We start from the raw sequence: 15,675 nt of genomic DNA on the forward strand, positions 1-15,675 counted from the left end.
TGAGGTGTGGAGGATTCAACTGTGACAGAACCGCCGAACAGGGCACCCCTCGACCGCTTCTCGCACTGGTTCCCACCCTTCGCGTCGGCCGCGGCACCGAGGTCGACGGTTCCCGCCGCCGAACACGAGCAACCACCCGCTCCGACGTGGCTCACCCCGGGCGACGAGCCCGCTCCCGCACCACCCGCTCGCGCAGGTCGCGGCAAGCAGAGACTCGCGGTCGCCGGTGCCGTCGCAGCGGTGATCGCCGTCGTCTCTGGGGTGGTCGCCGTCTTCGCCTCGACGTCCGGTGATGCCGGTGGAACCCCTGTCGCCGCGGCCGATTCGGGCTGGTGCGTCCCATCCCGCGACGGCTCGACCGTCATCGGGAACGGTCCCGGCGGGACCGCCGACGGCGTCGCCGCGATCCTGGCCTTCGATCACGCCTACTACGTCGAACGCAGCGGCGCGAAGGCCCGCGCGGTGGTCACACCCGAGGCGCCCGTCGGATCGGCCGAGACCATCCAGGGCGGCATCGATTCGGTGCCCCAAGGCACCGAGCACTGCCTCGCCGTCACCGAGACCGCACCGGGCCGCTACGCGGTGACGCTGTCGGAACTACGGCCGGACGGGTCGACGAAGAAGTACGAACAGGTCGTGACCACCGCGGATCGCGACGGTCGCACCTACATCACATCCATTGGAGATGCCAAGTGACCGACGAACTGCTGCAACCACTTCCGGTGTCGGCCCTCGTTCTCGGAGCGTGCGGAGGTGCGGGGGCCACCACGACGGCACTCGGGCTCGCCAACACCGCCGCGGTGCGGGGCGGCGCGGTCGTCGCCGTCGACGCGACACCGGCCGGCGGCGACGTCGCCGAACGGGGCGCCGATGCGATGCTCTCCGTGAGCGGGCTCGAGCAGGTGGTCGCGGCATCGGCGGCCGGCCCGGTCGCGGACGACGTGTTCGACGGGTACTGCTCCCGCACGAGCGCCGGCACCCGCATCCTGAACCGCATCGGGAACAAAACCGCGATGGAACCCGAATTCCACACTCTCACAGCTGCTCTGCGTGCCCGCGGAGTCAGCGCTGTCCACGACCTCGGGCACCGGCTACGCGCCGCGTACCTCGCGCCGCTCCTGACCACACCGTCACCGATCGTTCTCGTCGTGCCGTGCCGGGCGGATGCCTTCAATCGCCTGCGCGCGGCGTTGCAGTCGATCGGTGACACGCTCGGCGAACCCGGACTCGCCCGCACCATCGTCACCGTGTCGAACCAGGACGCCACCGGTTGGCAGGTCGACGTCGATCTTCTCCGCGAATACCTGGGCGGGCAGGTGTGGGGGATCGAAACAATTCCCTACGACGCACATCTGGGCATGGGCATCGTGATCGATCACGGCCTACTGGCACCGGCGACCCGGGCGGCGTACGAGCGGGTCTCCGCGGCGGCGTCGGCAGTGGTCGAAGGTCGTCCCGAACGGGTCTGAGTCATCGCGACCTCGACCCACATCCGCAGACATTTTAGCTATCCGTCCACGCAAAATTGCGTGGGCGTCTGACCAATCGGTGGGCAACCGCGACAACAACACCGCCAACCCCTCACCCCTCGAGCAACGCCTTCAATGTCTGCAGGTCGGCGGTGACCGCTGCGGCGTCCTGCGCGAATTCTTCGGCGGTGACGTCGTCGCGTCGCCGGATGGTGAAGACGACTTCGCTGTGGTCGCCGTCGGGGATGACGCGCACGGGGTTGTAGACGGTGTCGCCGCTCGGGAGGGTGACGTAGTGGTCGAGGACGCCGTAGTCGTTGGTGGGCGCGAAGGTGACGGAGACCTGCCCCATCGGGGAGTCGGCGAGCCAGCGGTCGCCGTCGCGGGTGATCGTGGTGCTGAGGCCTGCCGCCCAGGCGGGGAGGTTGGCGGGGTCGCCGGCGTAGGCGTACACGTCGGCGGCGGACCGGGCGATGAACACGCTGACATGAGTTGATTCGGTGGTCATGGCTCCCAGCATCCCCGCTGCGGCCGGCGGATGATTGAAGAAATCGGACGCCCGCGTGCTCGACGTCCGAAACCTTCAATGCACGTCCACCGGAAGTCGTTAGCGTTCTCGACATGACCGCAACATTCAGTGCCATCGAACTGGTCGTCGCCGACCTGCCTGCATCGCTCGCGTTCTACCGGCGACTCGGTCTCGACATTCCCGCCGACGCCGATCAGGCGCCCCACGTCGAATTCGAGCTTCCCGGCGGAATCCGCCTGCTGTGGGACACGATCGAGACGATCCGCTCGTTCACACCCGATTGGACCGAACCCACCGGCGGGCATCGTCTCTCACTGGCCTTCGACTGCGGAACCGCCGCCGACGTCGACAGCCTGTTCGACGAGGTCACGGCCGCCGGCTACGACGGACGGAAGAAACCGTGGGATGCACCGTGGGGGCAGCGCTACGCCACCGTCGACGATCCCGACGGCAATCCCGTCGACCTGTTCGCCGCGCTCACGCCGTGACCAGTTGACCGAAGGTGCGTCCGGTCAGGTCGTGGGCCTCACGGATCAGGTGGGCCTGGTCGGCGAACCCGGCCATGCCGGCCGCCTGCGCTGCGGGAATCGACGAACCCGCCAGCCCCAACGCCGACTGCAACCGGAGGATCCGGGCCAGCATCTTCGGCCCGTACCCGAACTGCCGTCGGCACAGGCGGTGCAGGTGGCGTTCGCCGACCCCGATCCGGTCGGCCACCTCACGGATGGACGTCTGCTGTTCCAGCAGGCCGACGATCACGGAAATCCGGCCGTCCGGCGGTGGCCCGAGGACTGCGCGAGACCGCACGAACTCCTCGAGCGCCCGGCCTGGGTCGGCCTCGTCGACGATCCGGCCGAGGAATTCTGCGGTGGCACGATCGCTCAGTACCTCGTCGAGCGGCACCCGCAGATTGGCCAGCTCCTCTGCCGGCGTTCCCAGCAGATCCGGCAGTGTTCCTGGCGAACAACGCAATCCGACGTAGCGGTCACCCTCCCGGTTGCGGGTGAGATACGGGCGGGAGTCGGGACCGGCCACGACGACGTCGCCGTTCATCCAGATGAGGTCCATGCAGCCGTCGGGCAGGATGGCAGCCTCGCCCGCTGCGGCGGTCTTCTGCCACACCACAGCGCCGGGGAACACCGACCGCCGCTCCGTGTACATGACCCCATGCTAGGCAGCCACTAGGACATTCCGCGCGCCGTCAGATCTCCGGCTCGATCACGTGCAGGTCCGGATCCCAGTCGTAGACGACGGCGGTCCGCAGCAGAATGTCCTGCAGCGACCGGCGCCGGCTGTCGACTGCCGCCCACAACAATCCGAAGCCGAACATCACGTACAGCACCGCCCGGACGAAGGCGCGCAGCCAGCCGATCAGTTCGCCGTTGCGACTGACCACGCGCAGCCCCATCGTCACGGCACCGACGGTGCGGCCGCTCACCGCCCAGCACGCCGTCAGGTACAGCACCGCCACGGTGATGAACAACGTCACGGAGAGCACGGCGTTGGCGTCGGGAAACGAGAATTCCTGCGGTGAGAACAACAAGCGCAGGAACAGCGCGCCCACGTAGATGCCGCCCATGACGGCGAGGACGACCCCCAGATCGATGCCGCAGGCCAGCCCCCTGGTGACGATTCCGGCGGAGCGATGGGCCGGCGCACTCATGCATCGCCCGGTTCGTGCGCGCGCCCGAACAACTTGCCCACGAATCCTGCGACGGCGTCGTCGGCCTGCATGCCCTGGGTCCGCACCCCCCGGACCGCCTCGTTGGACATCGAGTCGGTCGACTCGCGGATGATGCGCGGCAGGTCGACGCCCTCGATCACCGTGTCCGCCAGAACCACCAGGTCGACGCGTCCGATGACGGAATCCACGTCGACGCGGTCGACGATCGCGCCCACGTCCACCCGCGCGGCGACGGCGTCGATGTCGACGCGATCGAGAATCTGCGGGATGTCGATGCGGGCGGCGATGGCGTCCACGTCGACCCGGTCGATGATGCGCTGGATGTCGATGCCCTCGGCGACGACGTCGAGGTCTACGTGATCACGGACGATCGCGGTGAGATCCACCTCCTGCAGCGCAACCTGCACGACCTTCCGCAGCACCGCGTGCAGCACCCGATCCGCGAGTTCGTCGGCACTGCGCAGCGTCTCGGCGCCGCGTTCCTCCAGGGTGATCAGGAGCGGGTCGACTCCCGGCAGGAGCCGCGCCGCGTCGACGCCGAATCCGAACGCACGCTGCAACGCACCACCGGCCGTCGCGGCGGCGCCGGCCGCGAGTCGCAGCGGATCGGGGGCTTTCCTGCCGTCCATACTTCGATATCCAAGCCCGTCGGCGGCGGGGGCGCACGACTTCCCGAATATGGTTACCCGGTCGGTGCGTGCGGGCCGTGCACGATGCGCGGGGACGGCCGGTCGCCGGACCGTTGGGGAGCCCAGCCGGCGAGTTCGGCGATCAGCTCGGCAACCCGATCCGAGCACCGGGCGGGATCCGGTGCCGGGCCCAACCCGAGACCCTCGACCACCAGCACGTTCCCGGGGGTGAGACCGTGGACGCCGAGCGACCACCCGAAGGTGCGGTTCCAGGCCAGAACGGCTTTCCGACCGCGGTAGTAGGGGATCTCGCTGGACAGTGTCACCACCGCGTCGAAGGCGGGAGTGCACCACCAGTCGACCGACAGGGCATCCACCGTCGCCGCGACGGAACCGACATATTCACCGACGTTCGCCGAGCTCGTGGCCCGGACCTGGCTGACGCTCATATTCAACCCACTCTCGACGTTCGCAGAAACCCGGCAGAGGAAGCCGGACGTCAGGTTCACACCCGAGTCATTCGTCACGGACCGCCGCGAGGACGGGTTCGGGGTCTGCGACGAGGCTTCTACTTCATCGTCGGGCCGGAGCGACGTGCCCGGTAGCCACCCTGGGGTGCGCATACCCCACCCTCGAAACACGGGCGAGCTGCGGCACGGCTAACGGAATCCGGTGCCGCACCGACACACACAACACCCGGACCCGAAGGAGTATTCGATGACCGACAGGATCCGCAGGTTCCTCGCCGGAGCTGCCGCATCGTCCGCCCTCGCCGCCGCGGTGGTCGCGGTCTGCGCCGCACCCGCCCAGGCCGAACCCTCGGCCGACTGTCACACCGCCACCACGCCGACATCCGGCACCTCGCACTGCACAGCGAACGACGTGCCCGCAGGCAGGACCGCGGTCCACATCGGGACCGTCGAATGCTTCGGTCTGACGCCGCGGGCGATTCCCGGACCCGGCGGTGTCACGCACATTCCGTGGATCCAGGGCTATCGCCGCGACGGCGTGTGGGTTCCGGCCGGGACACCGTCGACCGGATCGTGCATCGGCGGGAGCGGCGCACCGTGGTGGGAGGCCGGCATCTCGACCGGCGCCTTCACGACCTGCGGACTGCAAGAGGGGATCGTCACGTACGTCAGCGTCGGCTGCAACCCGATCCGCCCGCAGTAGGGCCGTTTTCACACCGGTCAACGAAAGAGGCCACGAACTCGGTGGAGTTCGTGGCCTCGATGTCGCGATTCCGGAGAACCGCTTGTGGTGGGCGAAGGGGGACTTGAACCCCCACGTCCCGAAGGACACTGGCACCTGAAGCCAGCGCGTCTGCCATTCCGCCACTCGCCCGAGCGACCCGGAAACATTAACACGAGGTCGCCAGAAATCACGATTCGTACAGGTCAGGACCCAGAAAGGCCACAAAAACGCCCGTTCAGGCAAAGACCGATATCATGCAATGGCGTAGACCCGTGTCGTGGCTCGAGGCAATGACAGTACCGTGGGATACGCGTACGGCAGTGCCGCGACACGGACATGTCTCGTCACAGCCACCGCGCACCGAAGACAGAAGGCCCGACAGCCAGGCAACCGTGAGGAGGTTCCGATGGGGATAGTTCAACGTTTCGAGCGGAAACTCCAGGGAGCCGTCGGCGACGCGTTCGCCCGGGTCTTCGGCGGCGGCGTGGTGCCGCAGGAGGTGGAGGCCGCGCTTCAGCAGGAGGCCTCCGACCGGATCCAGCAGTTGGACGGCGGACACCTGCTCGCGCCGAACAGCTATGTCATCGCCATCAACAACTCGGACCACGAAGAACTTGCCGCCGACAGAGACCTGACGGTCAAGGCCTTCGCCCGACACCTCGAAGACTTCATTCGCGACCAGGGCTGGCAGACGTATGGTCCCATTCATGTCGCGTTCGAACCGTCGCCTTCACTGCACACCGGGCAGTTCCGCACCCGGGGTTCGGTGGATCCGGATGCCGGCCGCCCAGGCGCGGCCACGCCGGGGCGACCCGAACCGCCACGCGGTCCCGCACCGCGACCACAGGCACCGTTTGTACCCGTCACGTCGAATCCAGGAGCTGGCCCCATGACGCAGAACTCAGGCTACGACCCCAGCCGCGAACCAGCGGGCAACCGCAATCCCGACCCGCAGTACGCGCGCAACGGTCATGCCCATGCAGGTCAGGACCAGCGGTACCCGCAGGGCTACCAGAACGGTTACGACCGTGGCGGCTACCAGCAGGGCGGTTACGACCAGCAGCAGTACCCCGACGACCAGCGCGGCGGGTACCCGCAGGATGCCGCCTACGGTCAGGCGTACGACCAGGGCGCGCAGGCTCCCGGTTACGACCAGCCCGCGGACGCCGGCTACGACTACCAGCAGGGCGGCTACCAGCAGGGCGGCTACGACCAGCAGGCGTACGACCAGCAGGCGGCTCCCGCCCGCTACCCGGACGGTTCCTACGCGGAGGCCGGATACCAGCAGCCGCAGGGCTACGACCAGGGTTACGACCGCGGCGGCTACCAGCAGGGCGGCTACGACCAGCAGGCGTACGACCAGGGCTACGCCGACTACGACCAGGGTGGCTACCAGCAGGCGTACGCGCCGGACGGCCACACGTTCACGGCCACGTTGCAGCTCGAGGACGGCAGCGGACGCCACTTCCAGCTGCGTGAGGGCAACAACATCATCGGCCGCGGCCAGGAGGCGCAGTTCCGCCTCCCCGACACCGGTGTGTCACGCCGCCACATCGACATTCGCTGGGACGGGCAGGTAGCGATGCTGTCCGACCTCGGCTCCACCAACGGCACCACCGTCAACGGTGCTCCCGTGCAGGATTGGCAGCTGGCCGACGGAGACATCATCCGAGCGGGTCATTCGGAGATCCTGGTCCGAATCCTCTGAGGCACCACCGAGATAGGTCCCAGAGCAGGTTCCGCCGATACCCGACCCCGACCTCTGCCGCCGAGACACAACCGAGACGGCTTCGATACTCGACCGACACCGCGTCGGAGCCCGTGTCGGACGTAACACGGTGTGGACTCCGTATCGTTGTGGGCTGTCCGTATCCTGATCGCAGGGTGCGGGTTGCCCATATGATGCTGCCAGAAAAAGACGCCGGCGCCTCGAACGTTCCGGCCACAGAAGGAGGTGGACTGCCGTGCAAGGTTTGATTCTGCAACTCACACGAGCAGGTTTCCTGCTTCTGCTGTGGCTGTTCGTGTGGACCGTTCTGCGGGCGTTGCGCGGCGACATCTACGCCGGGTCCGGCGTCCGTGTGCCACCGCGATATTCGCGCAGCGGCAACGTTCTGCCGTCGCTGGGGAAGACGAAGACGGCCAAGTATCTGGTGGTGACGCAGGGCGGCCTCGCCGGCACCCGCATCACCCTCGGCACCCAGCCCGTCCTGATCGGCCGCGCCGACGACTCCACCCTCGTCCTCACCGACGACTACGCCTCCACCCGCCACGCTCGGCTCTCCCCGCGAGGCGCCGACTGGTACGTCGAAGACCTCGGCTCGACCAACGGCACGTACCTGGATCGCGCCAAGGTCACCACATCTGTCCGCGTGCCGCTCGGTACCCCCGTACGCGTCGGCAAAACGGTAATCGAGTTGCGCCCGTGACCCTCGTACTGCGTTATGCCGCCCGCAGCGATCGTGGCCTTGTTCGTTCCAACAACGAAGATTCCGTGTATGCCGGTGCCCGACTGCTGGCGCTCGCGGACGGCATGGGCGGTCATGCGGCCGGTGAGGTCGCGTCGCAGCTGATGATCGCGGCCCTCGCGCACCTCGACGACGACGAGCCCGGCGAGGACCTCCTCGGCAAGCTCGAGGCCGCCACCCGCGAGGGCAACGACTCCATCGCCGACCACGTCGAGGAAGACCCCGAACTCGACGGCATGGGCACCACGCTCACCGCGATCCTGTTCTCCGGCAACAAGCTCGGGCTGGTCCACATCGGTGACTCCCGCGCCTACCTGCTCCGCGACGACTCCCTCGCCCAGATCACCCGGGACGACACGTTCGTGCAGTCCCTCGTCGACGAGGGACGGATCACCGCCGAGCAGGCTCACACCCACCCGCAGCGCTCACTCATCATGCGTGCGCTCACCGGCAACGAGATCGAGCCGACGCTGACGGTCCGCGAGGCCCGCGCCGGCGACCGCTACCTGCTCTGCTCCGACGGACTGTCGGACGTGGTCAGCGACGAGACCATCGAGAACACCATGCGCGAGGGCACGCAGGACGAGTGCGCCGACCGGCTCATCGAACTCGCCCTGCGCAGCGGCGGCCCGGACAACGTGACGGTCGTCGTCGCCGACGTCATCGACCTCGACTACGGGCAGAGCCACCCCATCGTCGCGGGAGCCGCCTCTGCCGACGACGACGAGGACACTCCGCCGCCGAACACGGCCGCGGGTCGGGCCGCCGCGATGCGTCCGCCGCGGGCCACGCCCAAGCGGGTCGTCCCGCAGGTCGAGGAACCGCCGACGAAGAAGAAGCGGCACCGCATGTGGTGGGCTGCACTCGCGCTCGGTCTGATCGTCGTGGTCGCCGTCGCTGCCTTCGTGGGGCGGGCTCTGATCCGCAACAACTACTACGTCGGCGCCGACGGCGAACGTGTCACCGTGCTGCGTGGCGTTCCCGGCTCGGTGCTCGGTTACTCGCTGCAGGAAGCGAATCTCGTCGGCTGCGTCGACGACGCCGGCCAATTGACACTGATGTCGCCCACCGAGTCGCCGAACGGGTGCACCATCCTCGAGGTCGACGACCTGCAGCCGTCCGCCCGCGAGCAGGTCCGTGCCGGGCTGCCCTCGGGCAAGCTCGACGACGTCCGCAACCAGATGACGCGGCTCGCCCAGAACGACCTGCTTCCGGTGTGCGAGACGGAGGCGGCCACCACCACGACCACGCCGGCACCGAGCCCGGCCCCCGCACCCGCACCCGCACCGGAGACCACGCCAGCGCCCGCGCCCGCTCCCCCGGCCGCGGTGCCGCCGGCACCGGAGACGCCTGCACCCCTGACCCCGACCGCCACCCCGGCGCCGACCGTGACCCAGGTTCCCGGTCAGAACTGCAGGACGGCTAGCTGATGTCCGTCGCAAGTGCATCACCGGGGGCGCAGTTTCCCAGTCCACCCGGCGGGTTCGCGCCAGCCCCCGTCCAGTCGACGCGCCGGGGCACCGAGCTGATCCTGATCGGTTTCGCGATCCTGATCACGACGATCTCACTGGTGCTGGTCGAGGCCAGCCAGGAACAGAGCATCACCGGGGACATCGCCAAGTACGCCGCCGCCTACTCAGCGCTGTTCCTCATCGCGCATCTCGCGGTGCGCCGGTTCGCGCCGTACGCCGACCCGCTGATCCTGCCGATCGTCGCGCTGCTCAACGGTCTCGGACTGGTGCTGATCCATCGCCTCGACCTCGCCGACGCACAGTCCGCCGCCTACTTCGGGCTGCCCGTCCCGTCGCCGGACGCCAACCAGCAGGTGCTGTGGACGACGCTGGCCATCGCCGGTTTCGTGGCCGTGCTGGTGCTGCTCAAGGACTACCGGCTCCTGGCCCGCTACAGCTACACGCTGGGCCTCGCCGGACTGGTGTTCCTGGCCATCCCGGCGATCCTGCCGTCCAGTTTCTCCGAGGTGAACGGTGCGAAGATCTGGATCCGGCTCCCCGGCTTCAGCATTCAGCCCGGTGAGTTCGCGAAGATCCTGCTGATCATCTTCTTCGCCTCCGTCCTCGTCGCGAAGCGCGACCTGTTCACCACCGCGGGCAAGCACGTGTTCGGCATCGACCTGCCCCGCGCCCGCGACCTCGGTCCCATCCTCGTCGCGTGGATGGTGTCGGTGGGTGTGCTCGTGCTGGAGAAGGATCTCGGCACGTCGCTGCTGCTGTTCAGCACCGTGCTGGTGATGCTCTACATCGCCACCGAACGCGTCGGGTGGCTGCTGATCGGTGTCGGACTGCTCGGCATCGGCTTCTTCTTCGCGTACCAGTTGTTCGGCCACGTCCGGGTCCGTGTCAGCACCTGGCTCGACCCGCTGGCCGACTACAACAACACCGGCTACCAGATCTCGCAGTCACTGTTCGGGCTCGCGACCGGTGGCGTCGCCGGGACGGGACTCGGCAGCGGGCGGCCCGCGCAGGTGCCGTTCGCGAAGACCGACTTCATCGTCGCCACGATCGGTGAGGAACTCGGTCTCATCGGTCTGGCGGCCGTGCTGATGCTGTTCCTGATCCTCGTCATCCGCGGTCTGCGCACCGCCCTGGCCGTCCGGGACAGCTTCGGCAAGCTCCTCGCGGCCGGTCTGTCGTTCACGATCGCGGTGCAGGTGTTCGTGGTGGTCGGCGGCGTCACCAAGCTGATTCCCCTCACCGGGCTGACCACGCCGTTCATGTCGTACGGTGGGTCGTCACTGCTCGCCAACTACCTCCTCCTCGCGATCTTGATCAAGATTTCCGACGCTGCCCGTGAGCCGGCCGTCCCGAAGAAGAAGGGCCCCGCACCCATCGCCGACGCCCCGACCGAGATGGTGCCGCGCTCATGAACACACCTCTGCGTCGCGTCGCGATCGCCGTCATGGTGATGGTGGTCGCCCTCCTCGCCAACGCCACCTACGTCCAGGTCATCAAGGCCGACAACCTGCGGGCCGACCCACGGAACTCGCGTGTCCTGCTCGACGAGTACTCGCGTCAGCGCGGCCAGATCTCGGCGGCCGGACAGGTGCTCGCCGCGTCCGTCCCGACCGACGACCGCTACAAGTACCTGCGCACCTACCCGCCCAACCCGGCGGCACCGGCGAGCCCGCTGGCCAACGCACCGGTCACCGGTTTCTACTCGATGCAGTACGGCAGCACCGGCCTCGAGCGATCCGAGGACCCGGTCCTCAACGGTTCCGACAACCGTCTGTTCGGGCGGCGCTTCTTCGACCTCGTGTCGGGGCGCGACCCGCGCGGTGGCAACGTGGTGACCACCATCAACCCCGTCATGCAGCAGGTGGCGTACGACGAGCTGACGGCGAAGGGTTACACCGGTTCGGTCGTGGCGATCGAGCCGAGCACCGGGCGCATCCTGACGATGGTCAGCACCCCGAGTTACGACCCCAACTCGCTCGCCAGCCACGACGGCACCGAGACCACCCAGGCATGGGAGGCGCTGAACGCCGACCCGGAGAAGCCGCTGATCAACCGCGCGGTGTCGCAGACGTACCCGCCCGGATCCACGTTCAAGGTCGTGGTGACCGCCGCGGCGCTCGCCGCCGGAACCACCCCCGACACCCAGTTGACCGCGGCCCCGCAGATCACCCTGCCCGGCACGTCGACGACCCTCGAGAACTACAACGGCTCCACGTGCGGCGGCGCACCGACCGCGTCACTGCGTGAGGCGTTCGCCCGTTCCTGCAACACCGCGTTCGTCGAACTCGGCATCAAGACCGGATCCGACGCCGTCAGCGACGAGGCGGCCGCACTCGGCGTCGGTGGCCAGATGCCCGGCGTCCCGTTCCCCGTCGCCGACAGCACCATCGGGTCGATCCCCGACGACGCCGCACTCGGTCAGAGCAGCATCGGCCAGCGAGACGTGGCACTCACTCCGCTGCAGAACGCGATGATCGCGGCTACCGTCGCCAACGGTGGGGTGCGGATGCAACCGCAACTGGTGTCGGAACTGCAGGGACCGGATCTCTCCAACCTCGCGACCACCAACCCGGTGTCCGAGGGGCAGGCGATGTCGCCGCAGGTGGCGGCGACCCTGACCGACCTGATGATCGGTTCCGAGAACAACACCAGCGGCACAGGCAAGATCCCCGGCGTCCAGATCGCGTCCAAGACGGGCACCGCCGAACACGGAACCGACCCTCGGAACACCCCGCCCCACGCCTGGTACATCGGATTCGCACCCGCCCAGAACCCGACCGTCGCCATCGCGGTCATCGTCGAGGACGGCGGCGATCGCGCACTGGCCGCAACCGGCGGCTCGGTGGCTGCACCTATCGGCCGTGCCGTCATCGCAGCCGGACTACAAGGGGGCTGATTGTGGCACTGAACAACGGCGCGTTGATCGCCAATCGATACCGCCTGATCCGGCTCATCGCCACGGGCGGAATGGGTCAGGTCTGGGAAGCGACCGACAACAGGCTCAACCGTCGTGTCGCGGTGAAGGTACTGAAGTCCGAGTTCTCTTCGGACCCCGAGTTCGTCGAACGCTTCCGCTTCGAGGCACGCACCACCGCACAGCTGAACCATTCGGGCATCGCGGGCATCTACGACTACGGCGAGGTGCGGGACGCCACCGGCGATTCCACCGCCTACCTGGTGATGGAACTCGTCAACGGGGAGCCGCTCAACGCCGTCCTCGCACGGGTCGGCCGGCTCGCCGTGCCGCACGCACTGGACATGCTCGAGCAGACCGGCCGGGCTCTGCAGGTCGCGCACGACGCCGGTGTCGTGCACCGGGACGTGAAGCCGGGCAACATCCTGATCACCCCCACCGGCCAGGTGAAGATCACCGACTTCGGCATCGCCAAGGCCGTCGAGAACTCGCCGATCACGCGCACCGGCATGGTGATGGGCACCGCGCAGTACATCGCACCCGAACAGGCCCTCGGACAGGACGCCACCGCGGCCAGCGACGTGTACTCGCTCGGCATCGTCGGCTACGAGGCACTGTCGGGACGTCGCCCGTTCATCGGCGACGGGGCGATCACCGTCGCGATGAAGCACGTGCAGGAGGCGCCGGCGCCGTTGCCGAACGACCTGCCGCCCAACATCCGCGAACTCATCGACATCACCATCGCGAAGGATCCGAGCACCCGCTACGCCAGTGGTGGAGAGTTCGCCGACGCGGTCGCGGCGGTCCGGGCCGGCCGGCGTCCCCCGCCGCCCGGCGCCGCGGGTACCGGGACGTCGCGGGTACTGCCACCGCCGATGACCGGTGCCACCCAGATGATGCCGCCGTCACAGACCGCGTACGCGGGGCCGGTGACCGGGCAGGTGCCTCCCGACGACTCGAACGGTGACGGCAAGAAGAAGGGTCTGACCAGCGGCCAGAAGGCTGTGGCCTGGGGGGCGGGCGGTCTGCTTCTGCTGGCGGCGATCATCGCGCTCGCGCTCGTCCTGTTCGACGGCGGTGACACGAAGGATCCGGCAGTACCGGCGGTGACCTCGTCGCTGCGGACGATCACGACGACGCCGCGGCCGACGACGACCACGACTACCGAGGAACCGACGTACACGACGGAGCCGACGTACACGACGACGACGACCCCGCCGCCGACCACGACGACCACCACCCAGCCGACGACCACGACGACGACAGAGCCGACGACGACCACCACGACGACCACCACCCAAGCCACGACGACGACCACGACGACCACGTCGGAGGAGTCAGCTACTCCGACCCCACAAGGACTGCCATGACGACACCGCGCAACCTCTCCTCACGCTACGAGCTGGGTGAGATTCTCGGCTTCGGTGGCATGTCCGAGGTCCACCTCGCCCGCGACGTCCGGCTCAGCCGTGACGTCGCGATCAAGGTCCTGCGCGCCGACCTCGCCCGCGACCCCACGTTCTACCTCCGGTTCCGCCGCGAGGCGCAGAACGCCGCGGCGCTGAACCATCCCGCGATCGTGGCCGTCTACGACACCGGCGAGGCAGAGACCGACGCGGGACCGCTGCCGTACATCGTCATGGAGTACGTCGACGGCGACACGTTGCGGGACATCGTGCGCGGCGAGGGCCCGATGGCGCCCCGCCGCGCGATGGAAGTCATCTCCGACGTGTGTGCGGCGCTCGACTTCAGCCACCGCAACGGCATCGTGCACCGCGACGTGAAGCCCGCCAACGTGATGATCAACCGTGCGGGTGCGGTGAAGGTGATGGACTTCGGCATCGCGCGGGCGATCTCCGACGCGTCCAGCCCGATGACCCAGACCGCCGCCGTCATCGGCACCGCCCAGTACCTGTCGCCGGAGCAGGCCCGCGGCGAGCAGGTCGACGCCCGCTCCGACGTGTACTCGCTCGGTTGCGTGCTGTTCGAGATCCTCACCGGGGAACCCCCGTTCAAGGGTGACTCCCCGGTCGCGGTCGCGTATCAACATGTCCGGGAGGACCCGCAGACCCCGTCCGCGGTGAACCCGGACATTCCGCGCGAGCTCGACTCGGTGATCCTCAAGGCGATGAGCAAGAACCCCGCCAACCGCTACCAGACCGCGGCGGACATGCGCAGCGACCTGGTCCGGGTCCTGGGTGGGCAACGCCCCAGCGCGCCGATGGTCATGAGCGACGAGGACCGCACCACGATCCTCGGTGCCGTCGACTCCGGCGCGGGCAACTACCGGCGCCCGCCCGCAGCGTCCGCGACCGCGGCGGCGAAGACGGACGCGGGAGAACCCGACAAGAAGAAGAACCCGATGCGGATGGCGCTGCTCGCGTTGGGCGCCCTCATCGTCGTCGGCATCGTCGGCGCGTTCCTGTGGTCCGTCGGACCGGGTTCGAAGGCCGATCAGGTCACCATGCCCGACGTCACGAACCAGGCCGCGGACGACGCCGAGACGACGCTGCAGAACCTCGGCTTCCGCGTCGCCCGGCAGCAGAAACCGGACGCTGTGGTGGCCACCGGCAATGTCATCACCACCCGCCCCGTCGGCGGTGTGCAGGTGGACGAGGGCAGCACGATCACCCTCGAGGTGTCTTCGGGCCCCGAACAGGTGAAGGTCCCGCGGCTCGCCGGCCTGACCCAGCAGGAGGCGCAGCAGGAGCTGAACGCGGTGGGTCTGCGACTCGACACCGGTGTCGCCCGCGCACCGTCGGACGCGTCCGACGTCGACAAGGTGATCGAGCAGAACCCGTCCTCGGGGGCGAGCATCTCCCTCGATTCGGAGGTCGCGATCACCCTGGGCACCGGGCCGGAGCAGATCCGCATCCCCGACGTCACCGGCCAGAAGGTCGAGGTCGCGCAGGCGAACATCGAGGGCGCCGGTTTCAAGGTGCAGATCCAGAACATCGATTCCGGAGTACCGAAGGGCCAGGTCGTGTCCACCGATCCCGTCGGCGGCTCCACCGCCGTCAAGGGCGACACCATCCAGATCCGGGTGTCCAACGGCAACAACATCGAGATGCCCGACCTGACCGGCAAGACGGTGTCGCAGGCACTCGCCGAGCTGCGCAGCGCCGGCTGGAGCGGGTCGTCGGCGTCGCTGAATCAGACGCAGACGTCGACGCTGGACCCGGAGATGGTCGGCAAGATCATCAGCCAGGAACAGCCGGCGGGATCGGAGATCACCAAGAACGGTGTCGTCTCGGTCGGTGTCGGCGCGCTCGGCATCCCGCGGTAGGCGGCTTCGCCGCCCGTGCGTGGTTGAGGA

General features: G+C 68.3%; 16 protein-coding genes and 1 tRNA gene. 11 read left to right on the plus strand and 6 right to left on the minus strand.

All coding sequences use genetic code 11. The features are described 5' to 3' along the window. Positions 1-21: 21 nt before the first annotated feature. Entirely contained in the window at positions 22-696 is a 675-nt protein-coding gene (locus RJ1_RS29270) for a DUF8176 domain-containing protein (RefSeq protein ID WP_083400574.1), read from the plus strand. Then, a complete protein-coding gene (locus RJ1_RS29275; RefSeq protein WP_073366014.1) occupies positions 693-1,469 on the plus strand; it encodes a CpaE/TadZ family protein in 777 nt (258 codons plus the stop codon). Before RJ1_RS29270 ends, RJ1_RS29275 begins: the two co-directional genes overlap by 4 nt. A gap of 112 nt (positions 1,470-1,581) precedes the next feature. Here the strand turns inward: RJ1_RS29275 and RJ1_RS29280 are convergent, their stop codons facing one another. Beyond that, the gene (locus RJ1_RS29280; RefSeq protein ID WP_174695034.1) at positions 1,582-1,977 is read right to left on the minus strand and encodes an SRPBCC family protein; all 396 of its coding nucleotides are present in this window, start codon (positions 1,975-1,977) and stop codon (positions 1,582-1,584) included. Between the two features lie 113 nt (positions 1,978-2,090). Here RJ1_RS29280 and RJ1_RS29285 point away from each other — a divergent pair, with 113 nt between their 5' ends. Then, positions 2,091-2,486 carry a VOC family protein gene (locus tag RJ1_RS29285; RefSeq protein ID WP_073366016.1) on the plus strand — a complete coding sequence of 132 codons (396 nt, stop codon included), beginning with the start codon at positions 2,091-2,093 and terminating at the stop codon, positions 2,484-2,486. Here the strand turns inward: RJ1_RS29285 and RJ1_RS29290 are convergent. The 4 genes from RJ1_RS29290 to RJ1_RS29305 are packed head-to-tail and all read right to left on the minus strand — an operon-like array spanning position 2,476 to position 4,760. Further along, complete coding sequence (locus tag RJ1_RS29290; protein WP_073366017.1) at positions 2,476-3,159, minus strand: helix-turn-helix domain-containing protein; 684 nt, start codon at positions 3,157-3,159, stop codon at positions 2,476-2,478. The two genes, RJ1_RS29285 and RJ1_RS29290, sit on opposite strands and share 11 nt — an antisense overlap. A 40-nt stretch (positions 3,160-3,199) precedes the next feature. Continuing rightward, positions 3,200-3,661 carry an RDD family protein gene (locus tag RJ1_RS29295; RefSeq protein ID WP_073366018.1) on the minus strand — a complete coding sequence of 154 codons (462 nt, stop codon included), beginning with the start codon at positions 3,659-3,661 and terminating at the stop codon, positions 3,200-3,202. Continuing rightward, on the minus strand, positions 3,658-4,311 hold the full coding sequence (locus RJ1_RS29300; protein WP_073366019.1) for a hypothetical protein: 654 nt from the start codon (positions 4,309-4,311) through the stop codon (positions 3,658-3,660). The genes RJ1_RS29295 and RJ1_RS29300 overlap by 4 nt, the downstream gene beginning before the upstream one ends. Positions 4,312-4,364: 53 nt before the next feature. Next, positions 4,365-4,760: a DUF6292 family protein gene (locus tag RJ1_RS29305; RefSeq protein WP_073366020.1), complete on the minus strand. Its 396-nt coding sequence runs from the start codon at positions 4,758-4,760 to the stop codon at positions 4,365-4,367. Positions 4,761-5,028: 268 nt separating this feature from the next. Here RJ1_RS29305 and RJ1_RS29310 point away from each other — a divergent pair, with 268 nt between their 5' ends. After that, positions 5,029-5,484: a hypothetical protein gene (locus RJ1_RS29310; protein WP_073366021.1), complete on the plus strand. Its 456-nt coding sequence runs from the start codon at positions 5,029-5,031 to the stop codon at positions 5,482-5,484. A gap of 85 nt (positions 5,485-5,569) precedes the next feature. On the opposite strand, the gene RJ1_RS29315 is transcribed toward RJ1_RS29310, so the two are convergent. Beyond that, a tRNA-Leu gene (locus RJ1_RS29315) sits at positions 5,570-5,655 on the minus strand. Positions 5,656-5,911: 256 nt separating this feature from the next. Between RJ1_RS29315 and RJ1_RS29320 the strand changes: the two genes are divergently transcribed. The 7 genes from RJ1_RS29320 (at position 5,912) to pknB (ending at position 15,645) form a co-directional block, all read left to right on the plus strand. Continuing rightward, on the plus strand, positions 5,912-7,213 hold the full coding sequence (locus RJ1_RS29320; RefSeq protein WP_073366022.1) for an FHA domain-containing protein: 1,302 nt from the start codon (positions 5,912-5,914) through the stop codon (positions 7,211-7,213). Positions 7,214-7,469: 256 nt separating this feature from the next. After that, entirely contained in the window at positions 7,470-7,934 is a 465-nt protein-coding gene (locus RJ1_RS29330; protein ID WP_005249074.1) for an FHA domain-containing protein FhaB/FipA, read from the plus strand. Then, positions 7,931-9,403: a PP2C family protein-serine/threonine phosphatase gene (locus tag RJ1_RS29335; protein ID WP_073366023.1), complete on the plus strand. Its 1,473-nt coding sequence runs from the start codon at positions 7,931-7,933 to the stop codon at positions 9,401-9,403. The genes RJ1_RS29330 and RJ1_RS29335 overlap by 4 nt, the downstream gene beginning before the upstream one ends. Further along, complete coding sequence (locus RJ1_RS29340) at positions 9,403-10,857, plus strand: FtsW/RodA/SpoVE family cell cycle protein (RefSeq protein WP_073366024.1); 1,455 nt, start codon at positions 9,403-9,405, stop codon at positions 10,855-10,857. The genes RJ1_RS29335 and RJ1_RS29340 overlap by 1 nt, the downstream gene beginning before the upstream one ends. Then, positions 10,854-12,341, plus strand: a complete 1,488-nt coding sequence (locus RJ1_RS29345) for a penicillin-binding transpeptidase domain-containing protein (protein ID WP_073366025.1) — start codon at positions 10,854-10,856, stop codon at positions 12,339-12,341. The genes RJ1_RS29340 and RJ1_RS29345 overlap by 4 nt, the downstream gene beginning before the upstream one ends. A gap of 2 nt (positions 12,342-12,343) precedes the next feature. Beyond that, positions 12,344-13,729, plus strand: coding sequence for a protein kinase domain-containing protein (locus RJ1_RS29350; RefSeq protein WP_073366026.1), 1,386 nt, complete (start codon positions 12,344-12,346; stop codon positions 13,727-13,729). Further along, on the plus strand, positions 13,726-15,645 hold the full coding sequence (pknB, locus tag RJ1_RS29355; protein ID WP_073366027.1) for a Stk1 family PASTA domain-containing Ser/Thr kinase: 1,920 nt from the start codon (positions 13,726-13,728) through the stop codon (positions 15,643-15,645). The genes RJ1_RS29350 and pknB overlap by 4 nt, the downstream gene beginning before the upstream one ends. Positions 15,646-15,675 lie beyond the last annotated feature (30 nt).

Source organism: Rhodococcus jostii NBRC 16295, from assembly GCF_001894825.1.
In the GTDB taxonomy this organism is placed as follows: domain Bacteria; phylum Actinomycetota; class Actinomycetes; order Mycobacteriales; family Mycobacteriaceae; genus Rhodococcus_F; species Rhodococcus_F jostii.